This is a genomic window from Colwellia sp. MB3u-41 (assembly GCF_014076845.1).
Lineage (GTDB): Bacteria > Pseudomonadota > Gammaproteobacteria > Enterobacterales > Alteromonadaceae > Colwellia_A.
Genome location: NZ_JACGUT010000074.1, coordinates 13,034 through 35,831 on the forward strand (window position 1 = coordinate 13,034; position 22,798 = coordinate 35,831).

The 22,798-nt window shown below is 37.1% G+C and carries 21 protein-coding genes and 4 tRNA genes; 6 read left to right on the forward strand and 19 right to left on the reverse strand.

What is annotated here, in order from left to right:
* Positions 1–291 precede the first annotated feature (291 nt).
* A complete protein-coding gene (locus H4J73_RS07740; protein WP_182180065.1) occupies positions 292–1,125 on the forward strand; it encodes an SDR family oxidoreductase in 834 nt (277 codons plus the stop codon).
* A 66-nt stretch (positions 1,126–1,191) separates the two neighbouring features.
* On the forward strand, positions 1,192–1,716 hold the full coding sequence (locus H4J73_RS07745) for a VF530 family DNA-binding protein (protein WP_182180067.1): 525 nt from the start codon (positions 1,192–1,194) through the stop codon (positions 1,714–1,716).
* A gap of 30 nt (positions 1,717–1,746) precedes the next feature.
* Here the strand turns inward: H4J73_RS07745 and H4J73_RS07750 are convergent, their stop codons facing one another.
* From H4J73_RS07750 to H4J73_RS07815, 14 genes are all read right to left on the reverse strand, one after another.
* Positions 1,747–2,508 (reverse strand): type 1 glutamine amidotransferase domain-containing protein, encoded by a 762-nt coding sequence (locus H4J73_RS07750; RefSeq protein WP_182180069.1) that lies wholly within the window; start codon positions 2,506–2,508, stop codon positions 1,747–1,749.
* An 11-nt stretch (positions 2,509–2,519) separates the two neighbouring features.
* A complete protein-coding gene (locus tag H4J73_RS07755; protein ID WP_182180071.1) occupies positions 2,520–3,365 on the reverse strand; it encodes a class I SAM-dependent methyltransferase in 846 nt (281 codons plus the stop codon).
* 45 nt (positions 3,366–3,410) lie between these two features.
* The gene (gene glpK / locus H4J73_RS07760) at positions 3,411–4,889 is read right to left on the reverse strand and encodes a glycerol kinase GlpK (protein ID WP_182223853.1); all 1,479 of its coding nucleotides are present in this window, start codon (positions 4,887–4,889) and stop codon (positions 3,411–3,413) included.
* A 238-nt stretch (positions 4,890–5,127) separates the two neighbouring features.
* Entirely contained in the window at positions 5,128–5,679 is a 552-nt protein-coding gene (locus H4J73_RS07765) for a methyltransferase domain-containing protein (protein WP_182180075.1), read from the reverse strand.
* Between the two features lie 134 nt (positions 5,680–5,813).
* Positions 5,814–7,727 carry a SurA N-terminal domain-containing protein gene (locus tag H4J73_RS07770; RefSeq protein WP_182180077.1) on the reverse strand — a complete coding sequence of 638 codons (1,914 nt, stop codon included), beginning with the start codon at positions 7,725–7,727 and terminating at the stop codon, positions 5,814–5,816.
* A 193-nt stretch (positions 7,728–7,920) separates the two neighbouring features.
* Positions 7,921–8,196 carry a nucleoid-associated protein HU-beta gene (gene hupB, locus H4J73_RS07775; protein WP_182180079.1) on the reverse strand — a complete coding sequence of 92 codons (276 nt, stop codon included), beginning with the start codon at positions 8,194–8,196 and terminating at the stop codon, positions 7,921–7,923.
* A gap of 284 nt (positions 8,197–8,480) precedes the next feature.
* Positions 8,481–10,829: an endopeptidase La gene (lon, locus tag H4J73_RS07780; RefSeq protein ID WP_182180081.1), complete on the reverse strand. Its 2,349-nt coding sequence runs from the start codon at positions 10,827–10,829 to the stop codon at positions 8,481–8,483.
* 158 nt (positions 10,830–10,987) lie between these two features.
* Positions 10,988–12,265 carry an ATP-dependent protease ATP-binding subunit ClpX gene (gene clpX, locus H4J73_RS07785; protein WP_182180083.1) on the reverse strand — a complete coding sequence of 426 codons (1,278 nt, stop codon included), beginning with the start codon at positions 12,263–12,265 and terminating at the stop codon, positions 10,988–10,990.
* Positions 12,266–12,346: 81 nt separating this feature from the next.
* Positions 12,347–12,955 carry an ATP-dependent Clp endopeptidase proteolytic subunit ClpP gene (gene clpP / locus H4J73_RS07790; RefSeq protein ID WP_182180118.1) on the reverse strand — a complete coding sequence of 203 codons (609 nt, stop codon included), beginning with the start codon at positions 12,953–12,955 and terminating at the stop codon, positions 12,347–12,349.
* A 229-nt stretch (positions 12,956–13,184) separates the two neighbouring features.
* Entirely contained in the window at positions 13,185–14,492 is a 1,308-nt protein-coding gene (tig, locus tag H4J73_RS07795) for a trigger factor (protein ID WP_182180085.1), read from the reverse strand.
* 375 nt (positions 14,493–14,867) lie between these two features.
* Positions 14,868–14,944 (reverse strand) — tRNA-Pro (locus H4J73_RS07800).
* A 50-nt stretch (positions 14,945–14,994) separates the two neighbouring features.
* Positions 14,995–15,070: transfer RNA gene (locus tag H4J73_RS07805), tRNA-His, on the reverse strand.
* Between the two features lie 17 nt (positions 15,071–15,087).
* A tRNA-Arg gene (locus H4J73_RS07810) sits at positions 15,088–15,164 on the reverse strand.
* A gap of 47 nt (positions 15,165–15,211) precedes the next feature.
* Positions 15,212–15,288 (reverse strand) — tRNA-Pro (locus tag H4J73_RS07815).
* Between the two features lie 353 nt (positions 15,289–15,641).
* On the opposite strand from H4J73_RS07815, the gene folD reads away from it, so the two are divergent.
* Together folD and H4J73_RS07825 are read left to right on the forward strand one after the other, a co-directional pair.
* The gene (folD, locus tag H4J73_RS07820) at positions 15,642–16,493 is read left to right on the forward strand and encodes a bifunctional methylenetetrahydrofolate dehydrogenase/methenyltetrahydrofolate cyclohydrolase FolD (RefSeq protein ID WP_182180087.1); all 852 of its coding nucleotides are present in this window, start codon (positions 15,642–15,644) and stop codon (positions 16,491–16,493) included.
* Between the two features lie 32 nt (positions 16,494–16,525).
* Positions 16,526–17,014, forward strand: a complete 489-nt coding sequence (locus H4J73_RS07825; RefSeq protein ID WP_182180089.1) for a glutathione peroxidase — start codon at positions 16,526–16,528, stop codon at positions 17,012–17,014.
* Positions 17,015–17,057: 43 nt separating this feature from the next.
* Here H4J73_RS07825 and H4J73_RS07830 read toward each other — a convergent pair whose 3' ends face one another.
* Both H4J73_RS07830 and H4J73_RS07835 read right to left on the reverse strand, forming a co-directional pair.
* Positions 17,058–17,588 carry a redoxin domain-containing protein gene (locus H4J73_RS07830; protein ID WP_182180091.1) on the reverse strand — a complete coding sequence of 177 codons (531 nt, stop codon included), beginning with the start codon at positions 17,586–17,588 and terminating at the stop codon, positions 17,058–17,060.
* A 67-nt stretch (positions 17,589–17,655) separates the two neighbouring features.
* A complete protein-coding gene (locus H4J73_RS07835; RefSeq protein WP_182180093.1) occupies positions 17,656–18,480 on the reverse strand; it encodes an SDR family oxidoreductase in 825 nt (274 codons plus the stop codon).
* A 198-nt stretch (positions 18,481–18,678) separates the two neighbouring features.
* Here H4J73_RS07835 and H4J73_RS07840 point away from each other — a divergent pair, with 198 nt between their 5' ends.
* Positions 18,679–19,065: a YkgJ family cysteine cluster protein gene (locus tag H4J73_RS07840; RefSeq protein WP_182180095.1), complete on the forward strand. Its 387-nt coding sequence runs from the start codon at positions 18,679–18,681 to the stop codon at positions 19,063–19,065.
* Positions 19,066–19,286: 221 nt separating this feature from the next.
* Positions 19,287–20,234, forward strand: a complete 948-nt coding sequence (locus H4J73_RS07845; RefSeq protein WP_182180097.1) for a hypothetical protein — start codon at positions 19,287–19,289, stop codon at positions 20,232–20,234.
* Positions 20,235–20,292: 58 nt separating this feature from the next.
* Here the strand turns inward: H4J73_RS07845 and H4J73_RS07850 are convergent, their stop codons facing one another.
* From H4J73_RS07850 to H4J73_RS07860, 3 genes are all read right to left on the reverse strand, one after another.
* Positions 20,293–20,841 (reverse strand): hypothetical protein, encoded by a 549-nt coding sequence (locus H4J73_RS07850; protein ID WP_182223854.1) that lies wholly within the window; start codon positions 20,839–20,841, stop codon positions 20,293–20,295.
* Between the two features lie 184 nt (positions 20,842–21,025).
* The gene (locus H4J73_RS07855) at positions 21,026–22,207 is read right to left on the reverse strand and encodes a DEAD/DEAH box helicase (RefSeq protein WP_182180100.1); all 1,182 of its coding nucleotides are present in this window, start codon (positions 22,205–22,207) and stop codon (positions 21,026–21,028) included.
* Positions 22,208–22,211: 4 nt separating this feature from the next.
* Positions 22,212–22,670, reverse strand: a complete 459-nt coding sequence (locus H4J73_RS07860) for a DUF1456 family protein (RefSeq protein WP_182180102.1) — start codon at positions 22,668–22,670, stop codon at positions 22,212–22,214.
* Positions 22,671–22,798 lie beyond the last annotated feature (128 nt).

Here is a 22,798-nt window from a genome sequence, read left to right on the forward strand (position 1 = left end):
ATACTTGATATCAAGTGTAATCAATGGAGCAGAAGTTAAAGAGATAAAATAAACAATTAACTCAAATTGAGACGATGGCTTGATGATTGTTATCAAACGATATACCGTAGATAACACGATAAATTTCCTCAAATATCTATACAATAAACTTTGGACAGAAATAACACTTAAGTTAGGTGACTCAGCTTTACAACTATTTTAGTAACATCTTTGATAAATATGCATGTTACCTGACTTAAATGATCAACTTAATTAACGCTATTCAAAATAAATAAAATGGAAAGCACTAACATGAATAATTATTTTCAAGGTAAAACTGTCGTCATTACGGGTGCTTCAGCAGGTGTCGGTGCAGAAACCGCCCGTGCATTTGCAAAAATGAAGGCCAATCTAGTTTTATTAGCAAGAGGACAACAAGCACTCGACGAGATAAGCAAAGAGCTTTCTGTTGAAACTTCAGTGTTAACGATTGCGATGGATGTCGCTGACGCTTCAGCGTATAAAAAGATGCTAGTAAGTGCGCAGGAAAAGTTTGGTGGTATTCATTACCTTATTAATAATGCGGGCTCTCATAAGCGCGGAAATGTTGAAAATAACGCCGCTGAGCAATTAGCCAAAATGGTTGATGTGAATTTACGTGCTCCCATCGAGCTCACCACATTAATTTTACCTTATATTAGAGCAAGTATTGCAGCGGGAGGTTCTGGTGGCATAGTTAATGTGGGTTCTTTAGCAGGTCGAACCCCCTTACAAGGTGCTGCAACCTATTCTGCAACAAAGTCTGGACTACGTGCTTTTAGTTACGCTCTCGCTGATGAATTAAGAGGCTCGGGTATTAGTATTGGCTTAGTTTCTCCTGGACCAATCAATACCGGTTTTATTATGTCTGAAATTGATGAAGTAGAAGACATAGTATTCTCTCAACCAATGAGCAGCCCTCAACAAGTCACTGATGCAATAATTAGCGTGGCTAAAGGTGAGCAAGTCGAGATTTCATTACCTCGTTCAAGCGGTTGGTTAACTACTGTTTCTTATCTTTTTCCTGCACTAAGACGTTTTCTCAGACCCGCACTTTATGAAAAAGGGCGAAAAGCAAAAGAACGTTACGTAAACAAAACACAATAAAGGCGAGTACATTCACAGCATATCCGTATATAATATGCTTATAACTGTTTAGTAAAAAAGAATCTCATGACGCTAGAAAACGAACAACTCAATAATCCCTTGCACGGGCTTAAATTAGATACACTATTAAATGAAGTGTTTGATCATTATGGTTGGGAAATTCTAGCGGAATATACCAATATTAATTGTTTTAAAAACAAACCTAGCCTTGAATCTAGTTTAAAGTTTTTACGTAAAACCGAATGGGCTCGTGAAAAGATGGAACGTTTTTATTTATACCAATTTAAAAACTTACCAAAAGCCGATGATGAACAATATGAAATCCCGCCTCGTCTTCGGGTAATACCTGCACGCCAAAAACCTAAAGAACCAGCGGTATTAATTTTAGGACAAGCACCTATTCCGACAATCAGATCGTCAAATTTTTCTGATAAAAAACCTTCATCACACGCTCGAGATAGTAGAAATAATAGCAGTAAGGCTAGCTATAAAGATAAAAATGAACCGGGTTTTGCTCGTCGTACAGAAAAGCCTGATCGCTCGAAACAAACAAGTGCACCCTCAAACCCTTACTCAGAATCTCCTAAGTAACATCCGTATAATGACAGATTAACCAAACGGTTAATCTGTCAACATATCAATAAATTTCAAACTAAAATTGTAAATATCTCCTGGCCAACGCGCTGACAAGTAATTTCTATCTTTAACAATAAAGCCGCGTGACAAGTGCTGTAAATTATCCCGAGCTAATGGCAAACTTCCTGCCATAAACTGTGACTGACAAGCAAGTGCTGCTATTAATTCATCTTCCGTGGTTGTTTCTGGGTACGTAAGATAATAATCATTCAACCAAAGTCGAGTTAGGTGGTAAGCCGTAAGCTCTTGGCGCTTTAATAAGCCAGTGCATTGATAATCATAAATTACCGACTTTTGACTTTTGGGATCAATACTTCTCGCTGGAATTAAGACCCCATGACAAACCGCCGCTACTGGTTTATTTTCATTGAAAAAACCAACAACAAGCTTTTGTAAAATGTCTGATTCTAAATATTCTCTTACCCCCTTGTCATGTCCTCCCGGTAATAGTAATCCATCAAAATCGTCTACTTTTACATCGGTATATTTTAAAGGCGTAGTAAATTCAACTGAACTTTCCATTTGACGATAAGCATTTACTGCGTCTTGGCGAGCCTTCAATACGGGTTTGAGTAAACCCAAACTTTTCCCTGTTAACATTATTTCATCCGCAATGGCCATATGACCATCTGGGGTAATAAACGTTATTTCAAATTGCTGCTCTTTTAGCAATAACCAAGGAATAGCGACTTCTGATGGGTCGCAGCCATAACGAGGTAAAGGGATCAGTACTTTTTTATGTTTCATTTATGTTCACCCTAGGTAATGTGTTTATTTGCGCTTTCTTGTTGCAAAAAATCTGACCATTGTTCTTCATAGGCAAACATTTGCTGATGTTTCTTAGTCGCTAAATGCATCAATTTGTCTCGTTCTGTTGCAAAGGCTCCTGTTCGGCAAGCTTGACAAGTTTTGTGCTCAGGCACTCTGCTTTGTCGATTATAAGTAATATAGTCATCACTCTTATTATCAAAAATCGTTTTACAGTTTTCTAAAGACTCAAGGCTATATATATACGTTGTGCCTTGGGTTGATTTTACATGTTTATCTCTGTTTACATTTCTGACTTTATAATCTGGAAACTTACTAATATCAAAATAAAATCGACCTATATAATTAATATCAGTGTTGCGTATCAACGATTTTTCAATATTCCATTGCAAATAAGGTTTTACATTTTTTGAAGTGATAAACGCGAGTTTTACACCATTATCATCGAGAAAATATTGAAAGCAGTTCAACAGATATTTTCGAAGTAAAGCGCGATTTAAGGTGTTAACACTGTAGGTTTGGCAGTAAGTTTTAAAAGCTTGCTCAGAAGAAAAAGCAGGTAATAATGGAAATTGAAATATGACTAAATCAAATGATTTTTTAACTAACTTACCCCAAGTTTTTTTATCAGTTACGTCGAAATCAGTGATTACTTGGCAATTGTCTTGCTGTAATTGCTGATAATAATCATCACCGTACTTTTCTTGTAAACAAGCCATGCTGTCATAAATAGTTGCTGTGAGTTGTTGCGGTTGATGATTTTTTAGTAAGGATGCTGAAAAAGATAAGTCGCCATCTCCAACCGTTAAAACACGCCATTTAGGATCAATATACATAATAAGATTTATAGAGTTACAAAGTGAGTATTGTACATTAATATGCTAGTTTTGTACTTTGCTAACCGCTCGTTGCCATTGCGCGTAAAGCCTATTTCTTTGTTCATCACTAATTTCGGGGCTAAAACTTTTTTCACAACGCCACAACATTGATAATTCATCCATAGAAGAGAAGGTTCCTGCTTGTAATCCCGCTAAGTATGCAACCCCTAAAGCTGTTGTTTCAACAATTTCAGGCCGCTTAACTGTTATTGATAACATGTCACTGACAAAATTAAGCAGCCAGCTATTTTCAGCCATCCCACCATCAACTTTTAACAAGGAGAGCCGTAAACCATCTTTTTCCATGGCGATTTGTAAGTCTTTGCTTTGAAAGGCGACTGACTGTAAGGCTGCACTAATTATTTCATTTCGGCCTGAGTCTCGGCTCAAGCCTGAAATAGTCGCACGAGCATTAGGGTCCCAGTATGGTGCACCTAAGCCTGTAAATGCGGGCACAATAAACACACCATGCTCAACAGTAGTTTTTTTAGCAATATCTTCACTGTCGCAGGCCTTATCGATAATCTGTAGTTCGTCTCTTAACCATTGAATCGTTGCTCCCGCCATAAAAATACTGCCTTCAATCGCATAACTCACTTTTCCATTTAAACGATAAGCAATAGTAGTCAGTAATCGGTTAGTTGACTTTAAAGCCTTACTGCCGGTATTTAGCATTAAAAATGCCCCTGTTCCATAAGTACACTTAGCCATACCTTCTTCAAAACAAGCTTGACCAAATAAAGCGGCCTGTTGATCTCCTGCCATCGCTAAAATAGGTATTTCTCCATTAAATAGGGATGATTGCGTAACGCCAAATTCATCAGCACAGTCCATCACCTCAGGTAACATATTTTTTGGAATTGAAAACAAGTTTAATAACTCGTCATCCCAGCATTGCTGATGGATATTAAATAATAACGTTCTTGAGGCATTGGTTGCATCGGTTTTATGTGACTTCTGCCCTGTTAAGTGCCACAGTAAAAATGTGTCAACCGTACCAAAAAGTAAGTGCCCCGTTTCAGCTTTTGCTCTTGCACCTTGAACATGGGTTAATATCCAATTAATTTTACTGGCAGAGAAATAAGCATCTAAAATTAAACCGGTTTTATCAATAACTTTTTTTCTAATTTGTACGCAATCAATTGAATCACAAAAATCGCTGGTTCTTCTGTCTTGCCATACTATGGCATTATAAATAACGTTACCGGTATACTTATCCCAAACGAGTGTCGTTTCACGCTGGTTGGTAATGCCAATACCGATGATATCACTAGCACTCAACTGGTTTTCAGCAAGCAGTTTTTGGCAGGTACGTAATACCGTTTGTAAAATATCGTTAGGTTGATGTTCTACCCAGCCATCTTGAGGAAAGTATTGCGGAAACTCTTCTTGGGCACTTGCGTAGCGTTCCCCTTGGGTGGTGAACAAAATAGCCCGTGAACTTGTTGTACCTTGGTCTATTGATAAAAGATACTTTGGCATAGATGAAGCAATCTCCAGTGACTGAATAAAGTTAACTAGATTATGCCACAACTTGATTACAGAGCAATTATAAAGGTTTTCTCGCCACCACTTGTGCTATCGCTTGGTTATAATTACCCGTATCTGAAACTGTTGCCCCTTAAACATATTGATAAAAGATACTTTGCGATAAAACAAAGCAGTCTCCACTGACTGAATAAAGTTAACTAGATTATGCCACAACTTGATTACAGAGCAATTATAAAGGTTTTCTCGCCACCACTTGTGCTATCGCTTGGTTATAATTACCCGTATCTGAAACTGTTGCCCCTTCAAAATAGTGAATAATTTTCCAATCGGAAAAATGCTCAGCTAACTCCCCTACTTTTAATAAAAAATTAGGATTTTTGGGGCGACCCAGTTCAGCCTGACCTAAGGTGAAGGTTTCATAAATAACGAGACCATTAGGGATTACTGCCGCTTTAATCTGCTCTATAAGTGGTCGGTGTAAGTAACGAAAAACCATTACCGCACGATAGCTTTTCTCTGCTAGTGGCTGAGAAAACGCTTGCTCAAAGTCAACGCGCCAAAAAGTGGCTAAAGTCGATTGATATTTATCTGCATCACGACTTATTGTTTGCTTAACATATCCTAATGACTCCTCGTTAATATCTGCAAAAGTCACTATTAAATTTTTTTCCAGACAAAACAAACCATTCCTGCCATTACCACACGCAAGATCTAAGATAGGTAATGGGCTTATCTGATCTTTGAGTTCGGGTAAATATTGGTTTAATAATAATGAGTGCATCAGTAGCTCTATTAGATGATAAACAATAAAAAAGGCTACAAATTAATTTGTAGCCTTTTATTTATTCAATACTAAATGTTTTATAAGTATTGTTAATGCTTCTTAATCGCCAAATGGCTTAGTTGTTTAACAACTTAAAACTGAGATGCTGGGGCTGTTATTACTTTACGGGTAATTTCAGCATCAACTTTTAGTGCTTCAACAAAGCTTTGGTAAGCTGATTGTGCAAGTTGCTGAGTTTGTTGCTGAGCCATTCTCGGATCAACCGCTTTTTCAACATCACTGGTTATAACTGCTTGAACTTCCAGTAAGGCTAAATCACCATTGTTTAATGTAACCGTTGTTGCTGAGATCATACCTTCACTTGGATGAGGTAATTTAAAAGCTTCTCGACTTAAGTTAGGTGCAATATCACCACCTGAGCGAGCAACATCAGTTTTTTCAACAAATACGGCGTTAACCGCTGCGAGTTGTTCTACAATATTATTACCGGCTTTAAATGAAACAAGTAAAGAATCTGCTGTTGTTAACGCTTTCTCAGTCGCTTTCTCAGCAATCAAAGTTTCACGAATTTGTGCAGTAACTTCACTAAGTGGTTTAACTTCTGCTGGTTGATACTCTTCTAAACGAATAACAATCGCTAAGGTATCACTCACTTCAATAATATCTGAATTCAAGTTCTCTTGAAGTACTAAGTCAGAGAAAGCAGCCTCTATCACTTTAGAATTATTAAACGGTGCCACGTTACCAAACTTACTTAACCAATCGGTCGAAATCACTTTTACATCAATAGCGTTAGCTGCATCGTATAAGCTATCAGGGTATTCAAAACTTAAACGTGCCATCTCTTGTTGTAATTCAAAAAACTTATCTTGTGCTTTTGATTCACTTACTTTTAGCTGAAGCTCTTCTTTTACATCAACAAAAGCTTGAACTTTCTCAGCTTTTAAATCAGTTAGTTTGATTATATGAAAACCAAATTCACTTTCAACAATGCCACTAACACTATTAATATCAGTTAAAGCAAAGGCACCTTCGTCGAACCCATCGCCCATAGCGCCGCGTTCGATCCAATCTAAATCACCACCGTTTTCACCGCTGAAAGTATCATCTGAACTTTCTTTAGCTAAAGTAGCAAAATCTTCACCGGCATTAATACGCGCTAACAAAGCTTCGGCCGTTACTTTAGCCACAACTTCGTCGTCACCAAATTCAACAAGAATATGGGCAACACGGCGCTGTTCGTCTTCACGGTAGCTAGCAATATTTTCTTGATAATACGTTTTAACGTCATCATCATTTACTTCAATTGTTTTTGCTATGTCATTAACATCAAGCGCAATGTAATTGAGCTTAACTTTTTCTTGGTTTTCAAAACGGGCTTGATTCGCTAAATAATATTGATTGATTTCGTCATCACTTAATTCAATACCTGTTTTAAATTGTTCAGCATTGATGGTTGCGAAGCGAACGTTGCGCTTTTGATTTTGTAAGGCATTCATCAGGTTTTCTTGGTACGGCAAGTTAAACTCACTTGCGACTAATCCTTGTGTTAATTGACGTCGAGTCATTTCAACACGTAAGTAGTCACGAAAGTCTGATGATTGATAAAAACCCGCTTGGTTTATCATCGCTAAATAACGGTTGTTGTCAAAAACACCCTCAATTTGAAATTCAGTCATTGTGCGAATTGTTGTCTTGATACGCTCGTCAGATACGCGAATAGACATATTAACCGTACTTTGATCAATCAATTTTTCATTGATTAAATTATCTAAAATACCGTTGCGGAAATTCGCCATGTAATTTTCATCGGCTGACAAAGTATCAAACATATCGCCAAATTGCTGTGCCATACGATTACGTTGTGCCTGATAGGATTTATTAAAGTCATCTTGCGATATTTTTTCACCGTTAACATCAGCAACCGATGTGTCTACTGAGTTGGTATAAGTACCAATTCCGGCTAAAGCAAAAGTTAAAATAACTAAACCTAGGATTGATTTTGCGATCCATCCTTGTGAACCTTCTCGAATATTTTCTAACATCTTTTTCTCTATTTATTACGACAGATATTTCTTGTTCAGGATTCTATCAGAAGCATCACTGAGCTTGAAGTAGCAGACGAAGATTTAATTATGTTTAGTGATATAAATGAAGCTGTTTATTGAAAATCTAAAATAAAAAAAGCCTTCGTTTAAAAAGGCTTTTCTAAATTATCTACAAAATTTAAGTAGATAATTATGGATTAACTGAATCTTTTAATGCTTTACCAGCTTTAAACGCTGGAATTTTAGCTGCAGCAATTTGAATAGTTGCACCCGTTTGTGGGTTGCGGCCAGTGCGAGCTGCACGGTCACGTACTGAGAAAGTACCAAAACCAACTAGAGCTACTTGCTCACCATCTTTTAATTCGTCTGTAACAGCTTCAATAAATGAATCTAACGCACGACCAGCAGCAGCTTTAGAGATGTCTGCACCAGCAGCGATTTTTTCTATTAGTTGAGATTTGTTCACAAGTATTCCCCTTCAATTGTTATTATTCAATGCCATCATTTGTTTTAGCGTCCTGCGGAAGCATTTTGTATTTAGCTTCTTTTGAACATCAAGCACTGTGTTTAAGAAAATAAAATTATTATTTATTTTTATCTTAGCTAAACCCCATATATACATAGGGGTATAGCGTTATCAGCGACATTAACTTACCATAGTTTCAGCGTTTGAAAAGCAAAAATCACTGTTTTTTGTTATTTAATTGCAATTTATTCTTTAATTTACTAAAAAAACAGCAATTTTCTAGGTTAGTCACCTAATTTGAATTTTTCTACCTGATGCTCTAAGGCAATATCGAGCACCTCTTCTATCCATTTTACCGGATGGATAACCAAATCACCTTTGACATTGTCAGGAATTTCTTCCAAATCACGTTCATTATCTTTTGGAATAATGACTGTTTTAATACCACCACGATGAGCTGCCAATAACTTTTCTTTTAAACCCCCAATAGGAAGTACTTCACCACGAAGGGTAATTTCACCCGTCATAGCAACATCAGCTCTGACAGGATTACCTGTTAGGCTAGAAACTAATGCCGTGCACATACCAACACCCGCACTGGGTCCATCTTTTGGTGTAGCACCTTCAGGAACATGTACGTGAATATCACGTTTTTCATGAAAGTCGGCGTTAATGCGAAATTTATCCGCTCGACTTCGCACAACAGTCATCGCCGCTTGTATAGACTCCTGCATAACGTCACCTAACGAGCCCGTGTAAGTCAATTTGCCTTTGCCAGGTACAGAAGCTGTTTCTATGGTCAATAACTCACCACCTACTGATGTCCACGCTAGACCAGTCACTTGACCAATTCTATTTTCACTATCAGCTTTACCATAATCAAAACGTTGTACACCCAAGAATTCAGATAAGTTATCTTGATTGATGGTAACTTTCTTAATGGCTTTATCTAATAAAATAGCCTTCACTGCTTTACGGCATAGTTTTGATATTTCACGTTCTAAGCCACGTACACCGGCTTCTCGGGTGTAGTAGCGAATAATACCCATAATGGCACTGTCTTCAATTGAAATTTCTTTCTCTTTTAAACCATTACGACCAATTTGCTTATCAAGTAAGTGATTTTTAGCAATATTAAGCTTTTCATCTTCGGTATAACCCGATAAACGAATAACTTCCATACGATCAAGTAAAGGCCCTGGAATATCCATACTATTCGATGTTGCTACAAACATCACATCCGATAAGTCGTAATCTACTTCAAGGTAATGGTCGTTAAACGTCGTATTTTGTTCTGGGTCAAGCACCTCTAATAACGCAGAAGCGGGATCGCCTCGCATATCAGACGCCATTTTATCTATTTCATCTAATAAAAATAGTGGGTTCTTCACCCCTACTTTGGCAATTTTTTGAATTAACTTACCGGGTAAAGAACCAATATACGTGCGTCGGTGGCCACGTATTTCAGCTTCATCACGAACACCACCTAATGCCATACGCACATATTTACGTCCAGTAGATTTAGCAATCGATTGTCCTAAAGACGTCTTACCTACTCCTGGAGGGCCAACTAAACAAAGAATAGGTCCTTTTAATTGGCTAACGCGTTGTTGTACTGCTAGGTATTCTAAAATGCGTTCTTTGACTTTATCTAAACCGTAATGATCTTTGTCCAAAATGTCTTGTGCTAGTTTCAAGTTACGCTTTAGTTTGCTGCGCTTCTTCCAAGGGACACTAATCATCCAGTCGATATAAGAACGAACAACGGTTGCTTCTGCTGACATCGGCGACATCATTTTTAACTTACGTACTTCAGCTAAAGTCTTTTCTTTTGCTTCTTCAGGCATTTGAGCGTCTTCAATTTGCTTTTCAAGCTGCTCAACTTCATTTGTTCCTTCTTCGTCATCACCTAATTCTTTCTGAATAGCCTTCATTTGCTCATTCAAATAGTATTCGCGCTGACTTTTCTCCATTTGCTTTTTAACACGGGTGCGAATTTTCTTTTCAACTTGTAGTAAGTCAATCTCGCCTTCCATCAGTGCCATTAAGTATTCTAAACGTTGAGCAACATTCTCAATTTCTAGCACTTTTTGTTTTTCAGCTAACTTTAATGGCATATGTGCAGCCATGGTGTCAGCTAATTGTTCAGCATCGTCAATACCTGAAACTGACGTTAATACTTCAGGTGGTATTTTTTTATTGAGTTTTACGTAACCTTCAAACTGAGAAATAGCGGAGCGAACCAATACTTCACAATCGTCTTCGTTAACAGTTTCTACGTCGAGAAACTCAATATTGGCAGTGAAGTATTCTTGTGTTTCAACAAAGTCAGTGATGCGAGCTCTACGTGCCCCTTCAACTAATACTTTTACTGTGCCGTCAGGTAGCTTTAACATTTGCAAAATAGTAGCGATAGTGCCCGCTCTATAAACATCATCTGCGGTTGGGTCGTCAACTGCCGCGTCTTTTTGGGCAACAAGAAAAACCTGCTTGTCATTTTCCATCGCGATATCTAAACAGCGAATAGATTTTTCGCGACCTACAAATAATGGGATCACCATTTGGGGATAAACAACAACGTCGCGCAAGGCTAAAACAGGAATTTCATTGATACCAGATAACTCTTCGGTCATAGGTTACTCTCTCGAAAATCAGTAGGGAAAAAATTGTAGTTAAAAAGTATATGGGGATTTTAGTAAAGCTTTCAACGGATAGACAAAAAAAAAGAGCTAAATGACCAATGTCACATAACTCTTTTTATCGAAACACCTAAAAAATTAGCAATGAACGGCTATTCGCTCGCTATTTTTTCCTGCGGGGTATCATAAATAATAATAGGTTTTGACTCGCCTCTTATTACCGTTTCATCAACAACAACTTTTACAGCGTCGTCCATTGATGGTAATTCATACATCGTATCAAGTAAGACACTTTCAACGATTGAACGTAAACCACGTGCACCTGTTTTACGAACCATTGCTTTGTGAGCAATAGCAATAAGGGCATCTTCTCTAAATTCGAGTTCAACATTTTCCATGTCAAATAAAGCGCCAAACTGCTTAGTTAACGCATTTTTAGGCTCTTGCAATATCTGAATTAATGCATCTTCATCAAGTTCTGTTAACGTAGCAACAACAGGTAAGCGACCAATAAATTCTGGAATTAGACCATATTTGATAAGATCTTCAGGCTCGACATCTTGTAAATGTTGCGTAAGTGTTTTTTTGCTGTCTTTGCCACGAACTTCTGCGCCAAAACCAATACCAGCACCTGTATGAGAGCGTTGCTCAACGACTTTATCTAAACCGGCAAAAGCACCGCCACAGATAAATAAGATTTTTGAGGTATCAACCTGCAAAAACTCTTGCTGAGGATGTTTACGCCCACCTTGTGGTGGCACTGAAGCAATGGTACCTTCAATCAATTTCAACAATGCTTGTTGAACACCTTCGCCTGAAACATCGCGAGTGATTGATGGATTATCAGATTTACGCGAAATTTTATCAATTTCATCAATGTAAACAATACCACGCTGTGCTTTTTCTACGTCGTAGTCACATTTTTGTAAAAGCTTTTGAATGATGTTTTCAACATCTTCACCAACATAACCTGCTTCAGTTAATGTTGTTGCGTCTGCCATTGTAAATGGCACATCGAGTAAACGTGCTAAGGTTTCAGCAAGTAATGTTTTACCACTCCCTGTTGGACCAATCAGTAAAATGTTACTTTTACTTAGTTCAATACCATTATGAGAATCACCATTGCGTAAACGTTTATAATGGTTATAAACCGCTACTGATAATACTTTCTTTGCGTGATCTTGACCAATAACGTAGTCGTCTAAACTTTCACGAATTTCTATAGGCGTTGGTAAGCTTTCTTTTTCTTCTTTCGGGGAAATTTCTTTTATTTCTTCACGAATAATATCGTTGCACAGTTCAACACACTCGTCACAAACAAACACTGATGGACCAGCAATAAGTTTACGAACCTCGTGTTGGCTCTTGCCACAAAACGAACAATACAAAAGCTTGCCGTTATCACCGTCACCATTTTTAATATCGGTCATACGGAACCTCTAATTCTTTTAATTGCTAATACAGATACTGTTAAGTATTTCATAATTTATCTAGATCACAAAGCTGTGAAATTATTTATCTAATCTTTCTGATAATATGGAGTCAACTATTCCATATTCAACCGCACTTTCTGCACTTAAGAAATTATCACGGTCTGTGTCATGAGCAACTTTTTCTAACGACTGGCCAGTATGCTCTGCCATTAGGGTGTTTAATTTATTTTTAATGTAAAGAATTTCTTTTGCATGAATTTCGAAATCAGAGGCTTGACCTTGGAAACCACCCAATGGCTGATGAATCATCACACGAGCATTAGGTAGGCAATAACGTTTACCTTTTTCGCCACCTGATAATAAAAATGCCCCCATACTTGCCGCTTGACCAATACACACAGTACTGATGTTAGGTTTGATAAACTTCATTGTATCGTAAATAGCCATACCTGCAGTTACTGAGCCGCCGGGAGAGTTAATATATAAATATATATCTTTGTCTGGACTTTCAGACTCAAGAAACAATAATTGAGCAACAATTAAATTTGCCATGTGATCTTCAACTTGACCACATAAGAAAATAACACGCTCTTTTAAAAGTCTTGAATAAATATCGAACGAGCGCTCACCCTTAGGTGTTTGCTCAATAACCATTGGCACTAAAGCACTATCGATAGTGCTGGTGATTTTCTGAGAATTATTGTGAGAAGTAAACAACTAAAATTTCCTTTCTATATAAAAAATGGCTCGTATGTCCCCATACCAGCCATTTAAGCGATTGCTTGACATAATGTCAATCGAAAAGGTCACCCAATTTAAATTTGTTTCAATAAAATGCTACAAATTTAGTCAATCGGTACATACCAAGCCTATTAAGTTTCTTTGCTCTGTGACAAAAACCTTAGGAGCCTCAGTATTATTTACCTTCTGGGTTCATAATATCTTTGAAGCTAGCTTTTTTATTGTTAACTTTTGCACTTTCAAGTAACAACTCAACAGCTTGCTCTTCTAATGCAACATTTTGCATTTGTTGATTAAGCTCTTTGTTTGTTGCGTAGTACTCAATAACTTCTTTTGGATCTTCGTAAGCTGATGCTGCAGATGCAATTAATTCGTTAACTTTGTTCTCGTCAACTTTCAATTGATTAATCTTGATCACTTCACCGAGTAATAAGCCAACTTTAACACGACGTTTAGCTTGCTCTTCGAACATGTCAGCTGGAAGCTCTGGCATGTTGTTAGGGTCCATTTGACCCGCAAAACGTTGCATAGCTTGCTTACGTAAAACATCAATTTCTTGAGCAATTAATGCTTTAGGAATTTCTACTTCGTTAGCTTCTAATAAGCCTTCAATAACTTGCTCTTTAACCTTGGCTTTTACGGCTTGAGTTAACTCACGCGTCATATTAGTGCTGACTTCCGTACGTAGTGCTTCAACACCACCGGCTTCAACACCAAACAATTTAGCAAAATCTTCATCAACTGTCGGTAAGACTGGACCTTCAGTGCTATGAAGAACGATATCAAACTCTGCTTCTTTACCCTTAAGGTTTTCAGCATGGTAATCATCAGGGAAAGTGACTTTAATTGTTTTTTCATCGCCAGCTTTCATGCCAGTAATTTCTTTTTCAAAACCTGGGATCATGCGACCAGCGCCTAATTCAAGTTCGAAACCTTTAGCTTCACCACCTTCAAAAATGTCACCGTCAACACGACCAGTAAAGTCTAAAACAAGTTTATCGCCCGTCTTAGTTTTACGCTTATTTTCTTTCCACGTTTTGTGTTGATTTTGTAATGTAATGAACATTTCATCTAAATCAGCATCAGTAACTTCAACATCAGGACGCTCAACGTTAATGGAGTCTAAGCCCGTTAAAGTAACTTCTGGATAAATTTCAAAAGTCGCTTCAAATTCTAACGCTTTGCCATCTTCATTGCTTTTAGCAACAAAACTTGGACGGCCGGCAGGATTCATTTTTTCTGCAACGATTGCATCAACAAAGTTACGTTGCATTAATTCACCAGCAACTTCTTGACGAACTGATTGACCGTAACGCTTTTGGATAACAGTCGCAGGTACTTTACCTGGACGGAAACCATTAATTCGTTGGGTTTTTGATATATGACGAAGACGGTTTTTTACTTCTACATCTACTGATTCTGCAGGAACAGAAATAGTTAACTTACGTTCCAAACCTTGTGTAGTCTCTACTGAAACTTGCATTTTAATACCTCAAAACTTAGCGTTTTAGTAACGCTTTCAATAACACAACTACTTCACAGCTTAATATAGCCAAAGAGTGTGACGTTTGTAGCCCTATAACCAACGCTACAGAAGCCCGAAAAATCCAAGCAAACAACCTAGATTTTAAAATAATGACGCGAAATTATAGCGATGCTTGATATAAGAGTCGACCCCTTAATCGCGTTATTTTTGACTTATTTTTAAAATCAGTGAAAAAAACAGAAAAAAATAGACTGTAATGACTTTATTTAAGATCAATAATTATGGTTATACGAAAAATTCAAAAAGATATTTATTTATAATGAAGTATTTAGAAGAAGAATTATTGAAGTTAATATTTTATAAAATAAGAAGTGGTCGGTGATGCAAGATTCGAACTTGCGACCCCTTGGACCCAAACCAAGTGCGCTACCAAGCTGCGCTAATCACCGACATTTATTCTATTTCATTACAATATCTAACATCATTTCTTGAGAAGAAATGGGGTGGCTAAAGGGACTTGAACCCTCGACAACCGGAATCACAATCCGGGGCTCTACCAACTGAGCTATAGCCACCATTGTAAAATATTGTTTGGTACGCCCTGCAGGATTCGAACCTGCGACCCACGCCTTAGAAGGGCGTTGCTCTATCCAGCTGAGCTAAGGGCGCACATTACCTACAGGCCAAATTTTTAGTTATTAACATAATTAAAAAAGTGGTCGGTGATGCAAGATTCGAACTTGCGACCCCTTGGACCCAAACCAAGTGCGCTACCAAGCTGCGCTAATCACCGATATGTACTACGTTAAGAAGAACTAAAAATACGTCCCTTTCAACGGATGCGGATATTACCTAGTTGCCTGAGCCCCGTCAAACCTTTTTTATAAAAAAATAACCGTTTGCTTACTTTTAAAGCAAGACGCTTGATAATCGCCATTTATTGGCTAAATATATAGCAGTCCCGCTATGATGGATAAATTAAGCTTCTCATATAGGGTTAATAGTACTTTTCCTTATTTAATTTCCTGATTTAACCGTAAATCATTTAATAATGTACATTTATAAGAACAGTAACTATAACAGTCCTTCTTTTTATGCGAAAATAAACTTGTTTTTCATCATTTAACTAATTGAATCGAAACTATCATGACAGCAACTCTTATAGACGGTAAATACATTGCTCAGCAGCTTAGGCTCTCAGTGAAAGAAAAAGTAGCACTACGCATTAAAAATGGCTTACGACCTCCCGGATTAGCAGTCATATTAGTTGGCTCTGATCCCGCCTCTCAAGTTTATGTAGGGAGCAAGCGTAAAGCATGTGAAGAAGTCGGTTTCCTTTCTCGCTCTTATGATCTTGAACCCACAACGACTCAAGCCGAATTATTTACCTTAATTGATGAATTAAATAATGACAAAAACATTGATGGTATTCTAGTTCAGCTTCCTTTACCCAAAGGTCTAGATGCTAATTTGATTATCGAACATATTAACCCTTTAAAAGATGTAGACGGCTTCCATCCGTTCAACGTCGGTAAACTAGCGCTACGTCAGCCAGGATTACGCCCCTGCACGCCTAAAGGTATCATTAAACTGATAGAAACTACCGGAATAGACCCTCACGGTCTAGAAGCGGTAATAGTGGGTGCATCAAACATTGTGGGTCGCCCGATGACACTCGAGTTATTACTCGCTGGTTGTACCGTAACCACCACGCATAGATTTACCAAAAATCTTGAAGACAAAATACGTAACGCTGATTTATTAGTGGTTGCTGTAGGAAAACCTGAGTTCATACCTGGTGAATGGATTAAAACAGGCGCTATTGTCATTGATGTGGGGATTAACCGCTTAGAAAACGGTAAACTCGTTGGTGATGTAGGTTTTGATATAGCTAAAACGAAAGCAGCTCATATTACGCCCGTACCTGGCGGTGTAGGTCCAATGACAGTAGCAAGTTTAATCGAGAACACTTTGATAGCTTGTGAAGAATTTCACTAAATTTTAAGCCGCTTAATATAAAGGAATAATCAATGTCTGATGCTATTTATCAATTTAATGCACTAAACAATAAAAAAGAAATCGTTGAGTTAAAAGACTTCCAAAATAAAGTCATGCTTATTGTTAATACGGCAAGTGCCTGCGGATTTACGCCACAATATGAAGGTTTACAATCACTTTACAGTGAGTATCAAACTCAAGGCTTAGAAGTATTGGCATTCCCTTGTAATCAGTTTAAGCAACAAGAAAAAGGCAGTAACGAGGAGATTAAACAGTTTTGTGATTTAACCTTTAATATCAAATTTCCGTTATTTGACAAAATAGATGTAAATGGCGATAGCACTCACCCGCTTTTCACTTTTTTAAAAGCTCAAGCACCCGGAATATTAGGGTCAAAAAGTATTAAATGGAATTTCACTAAGTTTTTAGTCAATAGACAAGGGCAAGTTATTAAGCGTTATGCACCTACAACTAAACCTGAAAGCATTAAAGCTGATATAGAAAAGTTACTCGCTAAATAATTTATATTGAGTAGCCAGAGTACATCTGGCTACTCTCTTTCTACTACTGAGCTTTGGCTATTTTTAGCATCTCAAGGTTACTGGCAATATCTTCAGCAGCCGTTTTGGGCGAAATGTCTTCATCTATTTTTAATATCTGACCGTCTTTAGAAATATAAAAAGTCACACGACTGGCCACTCGCATAATATTCAAGACATCAAACGCTTTAGCAGCTTCTTTGGAAGGATCACTTAACATCGGAAAATCTGCACCTGTTTTCTTTGCAAAATCTCTATTGTCATCTAATGGATCTACACTGGCCATAAAATAGCTAGCGTTGTATTCTCTAATTAAATGCCCCTTTTCTACTAATGACTTACATTCAATCGTACAACCTCGAGTATTAGCCATTGGGTACCAAGCTAAAACAACCGCTTGCTTACCTTTATAGTCACTCAGTTGATAATAATCACCATTAGTCGCCTGTAATTTAAAGTTAGGTGCTTGTTCCCCTACTTTTAAATCAGAAGCGAGCAAACTAAAGCTCGTAAATATGGCTAATAATGTAGAAACGACTTTTAACGTATTTTTCATTAGGGTTACCTTTTAAAGATGAGTGTATTTAAGTTTTGTTGTATTTAGTTTACCTTATTTTGGCTGCTTAACCTTTCGATAAAAGATTATCTAACCAACGCGCCGGTAATATACGTTTGAACACAGCAAATAGTTTAGTGGGTACTGTAATTCTATAACGTATTTTTGGTCGTTTACGTTCTAAAGCATGGATCAATACTGCTGTGACATCAGCAGGCTCTAAGGTAAATTTTGCATTTGAGGTTTTACTGGCCAGCCTTGCTACTTGCTGTTGATACTGAACTTGATGAGCACTGTTTTTATCAGCGATGTGTTCTTGAAAAGCCTTTAATGCATTCGCTCGAAATTGTGTATTAATCGGTCCTGGCTGTAATAACACCACCGAAATATTAGCTGATTTCAATTCTAATCTTAACGTGTCAGTTAAGCCTTCAATCGCATATTTTGACGCATTATAAGCCCCTCGATATGCCATAGAAACAAAACCTAACACAGAACTACATTGAATAATTCGACCATGACCTTGTTTACGCATAACAGGAATAACCTGCTTAGTAAGTTCATGCCAACCAAAAACATTAGTGTCGAATTGAATTTTAAGGGCTTGTGTTGATAAGTCTTCTAATGCGCCTGGTTGTCCATAAGCGCCATTATTAAAGAGAAAGTCTAATGTTCCTCCAGTCTCTTTAAGTACCAAAGAAAGCGCGGTTTTAATACTGTCACTTTTAGTTAAGTCAAGCTGGCAGGCGGTTAAGCCTTTTTCTTGCAACATTAATACATCTGCTTCTTTTCGCGCTGTAGCAAAAACTTGATAACCTCTCATTGATAGTGTCAAGGCAGCATCTAAGCCGATACCACTTGAGCATCCCGTTATTAAAATAGATTTTTTCACGTTGTAATTGTTACCTTTTAATCATTTATTGGGCTTATTGTCACTTTAAACTGGTCAGAGATCAAATCAGCACACGCCCCCCTAACTTAAAGGATGAAAACAACCTTTTGACGAATAATAAATGAAGTCCTACCCTCCATTATTACTGGAAATACTATGATACAATTTTATTAAAACAAAAAGTGGGAAGTACATCCTTTGAAAGATTGTAATCAATGTGGGAAATGTTGTATCAAATACGGCGATGGCGGCATTGAAGCTTCTGCTGAAGACATTGAAATGTGGGAGATATTCAGGCCACATATTCATCAATATGTGATTAAAGACAAAATTTGGTTTAGCCCTAAGACAGGCGAACAATTAACGCAATGTCCCTTCTTAGAAAAAATGCCAAACCAACTTGAATCTGAGCAAATAAAATATACTTGCAGTATTTATCTAGACCGCCCAGAAGATTGTCGTCAATATCCCAGTAATATTACTGAAATGGTAAGAGATGAATGTGAAATGATCGAAGTGATAGATTTGACTCACCCCAGAAAAGCACAATTAATCCTCGACGATTTGATGAGTGACAGTCGCTAGTTAATAACTTTTATTAAATAATAGCGACCTAAACTATAATTTTATTAGCTTGAATAATTAATCAATTCAACTCACTTATAACGTAAGACCAATGTGATTTATTTTCTTTGGTAATGTCTTGTTACACTATTTCTCAAAGGAATAAGTACAATCCAAGGTCATTTTGGAGATGTTGAACCTACAATAAAGGATGCTTATGAAAATCTATTTAGTCTGTGATTATGTTTTATAAATACGCACTAAACTATCCAGTGCTGAGTATTACGTTATTATTGATACTTTTTACTCGCCCTGCCTCTGCAAAAAGTAATGAGGATAATACTTATTTTAACCAAAATATAGATGTGCGCTTTCAATCAAATATTTCTTCAGATAAAAAAGAAATCTTACGCCAATGGATTAATCATAGTAGTGATGCGTTAACCTTAGTTTATGGTGAACTACCTGTTGACCATTTCATCACCAAAATAAAGTTCAGTAAACGAGACTCTGGTGTAGTTCCTTGGGGAGAAGTTAGCCGAAATACTATTCCTGAGGTGACACTTGTTGTGAATCCCAAAAGCACCCTCAATGAATTAAAAGCTGATTGGACGATATATCATGAATTTAGCCACTTACTTATCCCTTATGATGCCGCTGATTCCCGTTGGTTTTCTGAAGGTCTCGCCAGTTATTATCAAAATATAATTCAAGCGCGTGCGGGTATGTTTAATGAAAGTAAAATGTGGCAAAAGCTCTATGAAGGATTTGAACGTGGCAGAAAAGACACGAAGTATAATCATCAAAAGTTAAATTACTTGAGTGATAATATTAATCAGAATCATAGTTATATGCGCGTTTATTGGAGTGGTGCCTTATATTGGCTTAAAGCTGACATTGCCCTAAGAAAGCTCAAGTCTGGTTATTCACTTGATAAGGCATTACATGAATTACACAAATGTTGCTTTGATCGCTACTTATCGGCAGGAGAAATTACCAAGCAACTCGACAAATTAACGAACAATAATATCTTCACTTCATTATTTACCGAATTTTCAAAAAGTTACATATTACCTAAATATATGGATGATTTAAATATGTTAGGAATAGAGCAACAAGCAGGACGAGTAATATTAGGAAATAAAGCTGAAAACAGCCATATAAGGCGTGCTATTTTTACAGGAAAGTAAGAATAAAATAGCACATCAACGTTATGCTCAAACGATTAGAAGAGCATTCATTACCATTTTATTCTTCTATAGCCTCTTCTATAGCAAGTTTACGTTGATAAACGGTATAACGCATGGCATATTTTTCAGAAAAACGATAACTTATATAAGCAATAAAAATCCAGACTATGAAGTTTTCAGTATCGAATTTGTCGGACCAATACGTAAACCAAATGATTGCTTGTACCATGTTAGTTATTGAATCAATAATCATAACAATCAAAGTGTCAAAACTGAATAATGCAACAATATCTTGCCAACCCGTAATGCTAAACAAAAAATTAACCACTTGAGTTAATTCAATAATAAGAAAAGTTAATAACGCAATTAGCCCATAGAAACCACCGCCAAAGGTGACCCATTTAGAGTGTAAGAATAATAATTCTTTTTTGTGTTTTCTTGAAAGAGAAGAACCTGTGTTGTTATTTTTTTTAAAGGCATCCTTAAGTTCAAAATCAGTTGATAAATATCCTTTTTGATAAGAAAAGTAGATCATCAAAAAACTAAATACACCAACAGGTATACCGACAAATAAAATCGCTTGTAAAACATCTAAGAGGGTATGCACAATCGGATTAATTTTTCAGAAGAATGTATTAAAGTAAATATAGCCGATTGCTGAAGCTAAATATAGCCAGTTAAGTATATATACCCGTTCCACTTCAAGATGCAGATTACTGCATATTGAGGTGAAGCGGGTATATTGGCTGGTCTAATGAATACTTAACTGATGAGAGTGAAATATTTTAAATTTATCTCTTATTTTTAGGCACATAATTTAAAATAGAAACTGGCACAGCTTTTTTGACGGGGAAGCCTTCAAATTCTTTGCGTTTAATAACATGCCCTAAACGACTTTCTATCGCACACAAGTTTCTAAAGTTATCTTTTGCGACAAATGATACCGCTTCGCCAGAAGCACCTGCGCGACCTGTTCGACCTATTCGGTGAATATAGTCATCAACTTGATCGGGTAAGTCGTAATTAACCACACGTACAAGCTCACCGATATCAAGACCACGAGAAGCAATACCAGTAGCGACAAGAAATTTAATTTTTCCCGCTTTAAAGTCATTAAGTACTTGTTCTCGCATCGCTTGCGTTCTACCACCATGGATAGATTCAGCATGGATACCGCGTTTTTCTAATTGGCTGACTAATTTAGCCGCACCATGTTTTGTTTCAATAAAAATGAGCGCTTGTTGCCATTTTTCTTCATTAATTAAATGGCTCAGTAATGCAGATTTATTACCTTTATCAACGGTTATTAACCATTGGTCAATTTTAGGCTTTGACGCGCTATTATTGCCGATTGAGATTTCTGTCGCATTACTAAAGGTTCTCTTTGATAACAAGCGAACATCATCAGAAATAGTCGCTGAAAATAATAGATTTTGACGCTCAAGCGGTAAACGTTCAATAATTTTATTAATATCTTCAATAAAACCCATATCAAGCATTCTGTCGGCTTCATCTAAAACAAGGACTTCGAGTTCATCAAAATGCAAAGCACGTTGATGCGCCATATCAAGTAATCGACCTGGGGTTGCAACAACAATATCGACCCCCCAAATGAGCTTTTGCCTTTGCGGCTCAATATCAGTACCGCCATACATGGCCATTGAACTAAGGTTTAGATGTTTACCGTAATCACGAATACTTTGTTCTACTTGCACCGCGAGCTCACGCGTTGGCGTAAGAATAAGTGCTCGAATGCGTTTACCACGTAATTTTCGATCGGTATTAAGTTTTTCAAGAATGGGTAAAACAAAACTCGCCGTTTTACCGGTCCCCGTTTGCGCGGCAGCAACAAGATTTTTACCTGATAAAACAACGGGTATTGCTTTTTTCTGAATAGCCGTTGGCTCGCTATAATTCAATTCAGCAAGCGCTTTTAAAAGGGGGTCACTTAATCCCAATGTCGAAAATGGCATGATACTATCCTTGAAGTTTAATTTTCAAACCTTTGATAAAGGTCGACAAAACTTCATCACTACACTCTCTATAGTGCTTATTATTGATACTTCGAAAGAATGCACTTAATTCATATTTGGTTAGACTCAACTCAGCTAATTCAAGCGTATCAATTACGTCATCAGCTTGTAAAGAAAAGGCTATTTTCAATTTATTAAAAATGGCGTTATTCGTTAAATCATTTTCAGGCACTGCTTGTGGACCTTCTTTTGCCCCTCTTTTCTCGACAATTAAACCGTTAAGGAAACTAGCAAATTCCACATCAAGTAATTCAATGTAAGCAGCATCATCTTTTTCTTTAAAAAAACAAACCAATTTATCTGCAGTTATGTCACACGCATTTAATTTAAATACTGCGCGTGTTTTTTCGTCATCAAAACCAAGTAAAGTACTTAAGCGACGAAGAATGTCATTGTTTATCATGTATAAGCCTAGAAGTCGTAGTAGGAGTGAATATAACATAGCGTCATATTCAAAAAGATAGAGAGTATAGCGCACTCGTTTTGAATTCTGCCTAACTCATTTATTTATATATCGTCATAAAGTGACTT

Excerpts from the sequence above, each read along its gene's own strand:
- H4J73_RS07740 (WP_182180065.1), top strand. The coding sequence starts at position 292 with ATGAATAATTATTTTCAAGGTAAAACTGTCGTCATTACGGGTGCTTCA.
- H4J73_RS07745 (WP_182180067.1), top strand. The coding sequence starts at position 1,192 with ATGACGCTAGAAAACGAACAACTCAATAATCCCTTGCACGGGCTTAAA.
- H4J73_RS07750 (WP_182180069.1), bottom strand. The coding sequence starts at position 2,508 with ATGAAACATAAAAAAGTACTGATCCCTTTACCTCGTTATGGCTGCGAC.
- H4J73_RS07755 (WP_182180071.1), bottom strand. The coding sequence starts at position 3,365 with ATGTATATTGATCCTAAATGGCGTGTTTTAACGGTTGGAGATGGCGAC.
- glpK (WP_182223853.1), bottom strand. The coding sequence starts at position 4,889 with ATGCCAAAGTATCTTTTATCAATAGACCAAGGTACAACAAGTTCACGG.
- H4J73_RS07765 (WP_182180075.1), bottom strand. The coding sequence starts at position 5,679 with ATGCACTCATTATTATTAAACCAATATTTACCCGAACTCAAAGATCAG.
- H4J73_RS07770 (WP_182180077.1), bottom strand. The coding sequence starts at position 7,727 with ATGTTAGAAAATATTCGAGAAGGTTCACAAGGATGGATCGCAAAATCA.
- lon (WP_182180081.1), bottom strand. The coding sequence starts at position 10,829 with ATGACCGAAGAGTTATCTGGTATCAATGAAATTCCTGTTTTAGCCTTG.
- clpX (WP_182180083.1), bottom strand. The coding sequence starts at position 12,265 with ATGACCGATATTAAAAATGGTGACGGTGATAACGGCAAGCTTTTGTAT.
- tig (WP_182180085.1), bottom strand. The coding sequence starts at position 14,492 with ATGCAAGTTTCAGTAGAGACTACACAAGGTTTGGAACGTAAGTTAACT.
- folD (WP_182180087.1), top strand. The coding sequence starts at position 15,642 with ATGACAGCAACTCTTATAGACGGTAAATACATTGCTCAGCAGCTTAGG.
- H4J73_RS07825 (WP_182180089.1), top strand. The coding sequence starts at position 16,526 with ATGTCTGATGCTATTTATCAATTTAATGCACTAAACAATAAAAAAGAA.
- H4J73_RS07830 (WP_182180091.1), bottom strand. The coding sequence starts at position 17,588 with ATGAAAAATACGTTAAAAGTCGTTTCTACATTATTAGCCATATTTACG.
- H4J73_RS07845 (WP_182180097.1), top strand. The coding sequence starts at position 19,287 with ATGTTTTATAAATACGCACTAAACTATCCAGTGCTGAGTATTACGTTA.
- H4J73_RS07855 (WP_182180100.1), bottom strand. The coding sequence starts at position 22,207 with ATGCCATTTTCGACATTGGGATTAAGTGACCCCCTTTTAAAAGCGCTT.
- H4J73_RS07860 (WP_182180102.1), bottom strand. The coding sequence starts at position 22,670 with ATGATAAACAATGACATTCTTCGTCGCTTAAGTACTTTACTTGGTTTT.